Source organism: Profundibacterium mesophilum KAUST100406-0324, assembly GCF_009835145.1.
In the GTDB taxonomy this organism is placed as follows: Bacteria; Pseudomonadota; Alphaproteobacteria; order Rhodobacterales; family Rhodobacteraceae; genus Profundibacterium; species Profundibacterium mesophilum.
The window spans coordinates 1-6117 of the sequence record NZ_APKE01000045.1 but is presented as its reverse complement, the minus strand read 5'-3'; the positions used below and the strand labels follow the sequence as shown (position 1 = coordinate 6117).

The window sequence follows — 6117 nt, the reverse complement described above, 5'->3', positions numbered from 1 at the left end:
TCGTCGCTGAATTGTTGCTGCTCATCATGGCCTCCTTGCCTCAAAATTAGTGAAGAAGGCGTCCACAGAACACGGACCTATTCAAACCAACGGGCTGAAAACGACCAAACCCTGAACAGAGCTAACCTATAAACGAGGACTCGCAGGGGAGCAGGTCATCAGTTGATTACCAAAGAACATAGTGTCGAACGTGAAAAGGGCCAAACAGAATGGTCAAGCCCTTACCGTATGTGTTGAAGAACCACGCATGATCCCGAGTGCAACGGTTCTCAACAGACGAATGCCCTCGCAGAAATCTGCGGTGGTAGTGTTGTCGCCCGCGATGTCGGCTGTGCGGGACGAAGCTACCATTCGCTGCCCACGTAAAATCTCAACTGATGGTGATGTCGCATTCGTTGAGGAAAGCGAGTAGCGGACGTTGGCTGGGACCCGACGAATTGAGTGAACTGCAGGGCTGCGATATGCGTTAGGCACTTAGCCTCAGCATTGCGCGAAACACCTCACACGGTCAACCGGCCGTCACAAATGCGCCAAATTTCTGGGCGCTAAACACTATAGCTTGGCATGTCGACCGGATCTTGCTGACCGCAACAGGTAGGATCGCTGACTCCTAAGCTAGAAAAGCACTTGCACCGGCCCAGTAGGTACCGAACCGGTGCAGATCGTCAGGCGGCGTGCCGACGAAGACGTGCGAGCGCCGCCGCGACCGCCAGCACCACGACTCCCGCAATCAAAGGCGCGGGAGAGCCGGCGTGGATCGGCGTGATACCATGAGCCGCCGCGGGGCTGGCGGCGGTGAGGGCAATCAAGGTTAGAACGTATTTCATGCATGGTCCTTTCGGGAGGCAGAGTGGTTTTGCAAAAAGCTGCGCAGATCGGTGACGTGCTTGGCGTCAAGCGAGACATAGACGAGGCCCATGTTCGTACGTTCCGTCACCATCGGGCCTGGGTAGGGCAAATAGCTGAGTTCGCGCGACCCGAACGACGGAGACGCGGTGCCGACCTGCCATTCGGTCGTCAGTTTCACGTCCACAAGTTTCATTGTCGGACCGCCATCGGGGGCCGCAATCTCGAGCGGCACACCGGCGATCCGCAGGTAGGACATCTTGTCTTTTGCGGCTGTAAAACCGTCAATAAACTGCGTCGTCAGGACGTGCAGTTCGGCGGCGGTGTCCGCCTCTTGCAGGTGGCTGTGCAGGTGATCGGCGGCGTGGCTGTGGTTGTGCCCCGCGTGTGCGTGCCCATCACTATGGTCGTGTGTGTGCCCGTGGCTGTCCTCGTGGTGATGATGACCCGGTGCATTATCGTGAGGCATTGGACCACCGCTTTCCTTCGAATTGCCCGTGCGGGATCGTGACGGGTTTGTCCATGTGCCGCTTGTGCGCACCCATCTTGCCAGAGGCGACCAGTGATCCCAGCACGTCCACGATCACGCGGGTGCCCATCAGGGCGGTGATCTCCGACTGGTCATAGGGCGGTGCGACCTCGACCAGTTCCATGCCGCAGATGCCTTCTGCGGCCACCTTGGATACAAGGCCCAAGGCCTCGCGCGGCAGGAAACCGCCCGGTTCCGGCCAGCCGGTGCCGGGCACAAAGCCGCAATCAATGCTGTCGATGTCGAACGACAAATAGACCATGTCGACACCGTCCCAAGCCATTTCCAGCGCCATCTCGGCGGTGCGGTCGATGCCCATCTTTTCCATGTCGCCCATGGTAATAATGTTCGTCTCGCGGTCGCGGGCGACCTTCACCGCGTCGCGAGGCACTTGCCAGCCGCCGATGCCGATCTGAACGAGGTTCTTGGCCGACACGTTCGGCATGTTGGTCGCGTGGAACCACGGCGTGGTGTGCATCCGTTCGTCCAGGTCCTTTTCCTGGATGTCGGCATGGCGGTCAAAGTGGATGATGCCAATCTTCTTGCTGGTGCATTCTGCAATTCCGCGCAGGCAGGGAAAGCCGATGGAATGGTCGCCGCCGATCATGATCGGCAAGCTGCCCGAGGAGGCGACGTGGCTGACCGCGCGGCTGATCTGGTCGAAGGATTTTTCGATGTTTGCGGGGATCGTGAACACGTCACCTGCATCGCACAGAGTCATTTGTTCGCGCAGATCGACAGCCATTTCGTAGTTATAGGGCGTATAAAGTGCAGAAATCTTGCGTACCCCCTGCGGGCCGAACCGGGTGCCTGCACGGTAGGTCGTGCCGCCGTCGAACGGGATGCCCAGCACGGTGGCGTCATAGTCGCCGACCTCTGTCACGTCCTCGGCGTAGGGTGCTTTCAGGAAGGTATTGATGCCAGCGTAATGCGGCAGCTCCCCCCGCGCGAAGGTCGGGATCGACTTGTCCTCGATGCTGTCCGCACCGGTCAGACCCATACGCAGCGCCCATTTCTTTTCCTGCTCCCAGCCGGAACTCGCTAGTCCGGCTTCGTCCTGCATCGCCTTCCAGCCGCGCAGTTGCGACAGATCGGGATGGTGGTGGCGGCGCGCATCATGGCGCATGTCGCGCGGATTGTGCGAACGCGACCGGTCACGCGGGGTATGGAACATTGGTTTTCTCCTTGAGGGTTTGAAACGGGATGCCGCCATGGCGGGCATCGAAATCGTAGGTGATGGTGGCGCCGTGAAGGTTCGGGTCCTGCGGGTCCCAGCGCACCTTGTCGAACACCAGCACACGGTCACCCAGCTTGAAGGCCTCTGCCAGATCGTGGGTGACCATAAAAACCGTCATCGCGGCCTGGGCGCGCAATTCGGTCAGGAAATCGTGCATCTGGAGGCGCGTGCCGGGGTCCAACGCGCCAAAAGGTTCGTCCAACAGCAGCACCGATGGCTTGGCTACCAGGGCCTGCGCAATGGCCAGACGTTGCTGCATGCCACCTGACAGGGTAGCAGGATACTGGTCTGCCACATGATCCAGACTGATGCGGGCCAACGTCTCGTCGGCTCGGGCCAGTGCTGCACGACGTTCAGCACCCCAGAACCTACCCCAGCCGCGCCGAAAGCTTTCCCCCGCGACGATGTTGTCGCGCACTGTCAAATGAGGAAAGACGGAATACCGTTGAAACACGATCCCCCGGTCCAGTCCCGGCTCGCGGGCGGGATTAGCACCATTAATACTAATCTGGCCGCGTGTTGGTGTTTCCTGCGCCAGCATAAGCCGCAGGAATGTCGATTTACCGCAGCCTGAGGCGCCGACGATGGAAATGAATTCGCCTTCGGCGACATCGACGTTGACGCGTTCGATGATCGGGCGACGGCCATAGCTCTGGAACAGGTTCTCGACGCGGACGTAGGTCACAAGCCGTCCTCCGCCCAAGGGAAGGTGCGGCGCGACAGGCTGCGCAGCGCCCAGTCCATGAGGAAGGCCAGCAGCGTGATCCACATGACATAGGTCAGGATCACATCCATCGCGAGGTAGCGGCGCACTAGAAAAATCCGGTAGCCAAGGCCCGCATCCGCTGCAATCGCCTCTGCCGCGATCAGGAACAACCATGCGGGGCCAAGCGACAGGCGCACCGCCTGAATGAGGCGCGGCATCAATTGTGGCAGAGCCACGCGGACCGCAATGACCCATGTAGACGCACCAAGCGTCTGCGCCTTGACGACCAATTCCTGTGGCACTTCCAGCACCCGCTGGGACAGGTCGCGGATCAGGAAAGGTAGGGTGCCGATAACAATCAGCACAACCTTGGACAATTCGCCCAAACCAAAGACAATGAACAGGATCGGCAGCAGCGCCAGTGGCGGGATCATCGAAATCACGGCCACGACCTGTGCCAACAGCGCACGTGCCACCGGCAGCAAGCCAATCAAAAGACCGAAGACAAGCCCGATGGCAGAGGAGATGCCAACACCAAGCAACAGCCGTTGCAGACTGGCCCATGTGTCCTGCCAGAACAGAATGTCACCACTGCGCCGGTCGGCCTCCGTGACTAGCCGCCCTGCGGTCTCCATCACCGTCTCCGGTGCCGGCAACAGCTTATCAGCGGGGTTTGCCGCCAAACGGATATCGGACGCGACCGTGTAGGCGATAAAGATCGCCACGAAAGGCAGCAGCGCCAAGACGACGACCGTCGGTCGGCTTGGCCTGATGTTGATGATCCGCATTGCGGAATTCCCTAAGCGCGCTGAGTCAGATCACAGCGCGCCATCAGCGGCCATCTGCATGTAGGTCGTGTCGTAGCGGAACATCACGTTGTTCGCGTCCCCGCTGGTGACATCTCCCGGATAGGCGACGCCGACGAAGTCCGCCGATGGCGCGCCGGTGCCGAGAATGCCCTTGTCGAATAGGAACTCCGCGACATTGGTCATTGTCTCAGACAGGGCAGCGTCGGAAGTGAAGGTAACTGCCTCGGCCGGATCGTAGAACATCTGAGTTGCGTCCAACTGCGACTTGTAGCCCGCCAGATCGGTGCCGGAGGCTTCTGCCATCGCGGTCAGCGCTTCCTCATCCCCAGCGGCCATCAGACTCATGACTTCATACCATGCCCCCGTAACAGCTTTGCCAAAATCAGGATTGTCTGCCAGCGTTTGCGTGTTCACGACCATCAGGTCGATAATCTCGCCGGCGATGTCTGAGCTGTCGAACAATTTGGTCGCGACGGGGTCCTCCATGATTGTCGACACCAAGGGGTTCCAAGTCACCACAGCCTGAATGTCATTGGTGGCGAAGGCGGCAACCATGTCGGCATCGGACGTGTTCACGACGCCGGCCAAATCGGATTCAGACAGCCCTGCAGTATCCAGCGCCCGCGCTAGCAGATAGTGAGAGACCGAGAGTTCCACGAGATTTACGGACATGCCAGCAAGCGTCGTCAGGTCGCCATCGCCCTTCAGAATGACCGCATCGTTGCCGTTGGAATAGTCGCCGACGATTAGCGCAGTCGTGTCAACACCGCTGCCTGCTGGGATTGAGAGGGTATCCATATTCGTGGCCGATACGCCGTCGAACTGACCGGCCGTATATTGGTTGATCGATTCGACGTAGTCATTGATCTGCGTGATCTCGACCGTGATACCGTATTTCTCGGCCCATTTATCCATGATTCCGCTGTCGGACAGGTAGCCCCACGGCATCCAGCCGGCATAGATCGACCAGGCGAGTTTGAAATCAGTTTTGGCCTCGGCTTGGGCGCCAGTGGCAAGGCTCACGACAAGAGCGGTAGTGCAAATCAGCTTGTTCATTTCGGTCTCCATTAAGTTTGTATTCATGGAATGACCGCGTAGAGAACGGATGCGGCGCGCGGGTCAAACCGGCGCAGTAGCCTCCCGGGATTTTTCCCCGCCGTGTATCGCACCGGAATTTGCCGGATTGACGATATCTCTCGGACCTGACCCTTGTGCGGCGGAACCCTAGACATCCTGCATCCCGATATTCCGAAGCATCCTGTGAGTGCGTCAAGACTGCCCTCGGATCACGCACTCCGGCCCACTTTCTTTTCGTGTAACTGACGACAAATTCATCGTTCAGGTGCGGCATGACGCATTTTTAATCGAAGGTCGTTCGCCTTGGCGGTAAACTCACAGGTTCATCATCGTTGTGTTTGAGTGAGCTTTCACGCTTTGAATGTTGAGTGGCTGGGACAGTAGGAGAAAAGAGATATTTTCTGGACGCCACGATCGATTAGTCGTTTTGAGAAAAATGGTCATGGTTTCGCCGTTCGGCAGGAGGGCAGTTTGCAGGCTGCTGCCAATGCCTGCATGAAGGTCGAATAAGGGGGGTGACCTGCCACGGGATTTTTCCTCCACCGTTGATTAGAGTCCGGCTCAAGCTGAGGACGGACAATGAAGCGAACGAGATTTACGGACGAACAGATCATCCACTGCCCGGCAGGCGCATTCGCAGAATGCTGCCGGGAGGGGGCATCCTTGCCGAGCAGGAGGCAGGCGCGAAGTGTGCTGACCTGTGCCGGCAGCACGGCATGTCGGAAGGCACCTTCTACAACTGGAGGGCCAAGTTCGGCGGCATGACGGTGTCGGAGGCCAAGCGGCTGAAGGCACTGGAGGAGGAGAACGCCAAGCTCAAGAAGCTTCTTGACCTAATGGGATGAACTGCCTTCCCGCCAAACCGCAGCTATTGTTGCGGGCATCGGTGGAGAGATAGGAGCATTCTGATGGA

At 58.8% G+C, this 6117-nt stretch carries 6 protein-coding genes, 1 pseudogene and 1 riboswitch; of the genes and pseudogenes, 1 reads left to right on the top strand and 6 read right to left on the bottom strand.

Features of this window, described 5'->3' with window-relative positions; all coding sequences use genetic code 11:
• Nucleotides 1–665 precede the first annotated feature (665 nt).
• From PMES_RS15880 to PMES_RS15855, 6 genes are read right to left on the bottom strand one after another with little or no spacing between them, the layout of a single operon-like run.
• The gene (locus PMES_RS15880; RefSeq protein ID WP_159966703.1) at nucleotides 666–827 is read right to left on the bottom strand and encodes a hypothetical protein; all 162 of its coding nucleotides are present in this window, start codon (nucleotides 825–827) and stop codon (nucleotides 666–668) included.
• A complete protein-coding gene (locus tag PMES_RS15875; protein WP_159966702.1) occupies nucleotides 824–1315 on the bottom strand; it encodes a hypothetical protein in 492 nt (163 codons plus the stop codon). The genes PMES_RS15880 and PMES_RS15875 overlap by 4 nt, the downstream gene beginning before the upstream one ends.
• The gene (locus tag PMES_RS15870) at nucleotides 1302–2549 is read right to left on the bottom strand and encodes an agmatinase family protein (RefSeq protein WP_201289024.1); all 1248 of its coding nucleotides are present in this window, start codon (nucleotides 2547–2549) and stop codon (nucleotides 1302–1304) included. Before PMES_RS15870 ends, PMES_RS15875 begins: the two co-directional genes overlap by 14 nt.
• The gene (locus PMES_RS15865) at nucleotides 2530–3297 is read right to left on the bottom strand and encodes an ABC transporter ATP-binding protein (protein ID WP_159966701.1); all 768 of its coding nucleotides are present in this window, start codon (nucleotides 3295–3297) and stop codon (nucleotides 2530–2532) included. The genes PMES_RS15870 and PMES_RS15865 overlap by 20 nt, the downstream gene beginning before the upstream one ends.
• Nucleotides 3294–4106: an ABC transporter permease gene (locus PMES_RS15860; RefSeq protein WP_159966700.1), complete on the bottom strand. Its 813-nt coding sequence runs from the start codon at nucleotides 4104–4106 to the stop codon at nucleotides 3294–3296. Before PMES_RS15860 ends, PMES_RS15865 begins: the two co-directional genes overlap by 4 nt.
• A 30-nt stretch (nucleotides 4107–4136) precedes the next feature.
• Entirely contained in the window at nucleotides 4137–5183 is a 1047-nt protein-coding gene (locus PMES_RS15855) for a putative urea ABC transporter substrate-binding protein (RefSeq protein WP_236549850.1), read from the bottom strand.
• A 79-nt stretch (nucleotides 5184–5262) separates the two neighbouring features.
• Nucleotides 5263–5366: riboswitch (guanidine-I (ykkC/yxkD leader) on the bottom strand.
• Nucleotides 5367–5783: 417 nt separating this feature from the next.
• Between PMES_RS15855 and PMES_RS15850 the strand changes: the two are divergent.
• Nucleotides 5784–6034, top strand: a pseudogene (locus PMES_RS15850) (transposase); the annotation flags it as partial.
• Nucleotides 6035–6117: the final 83 nt, after the last annotated feature.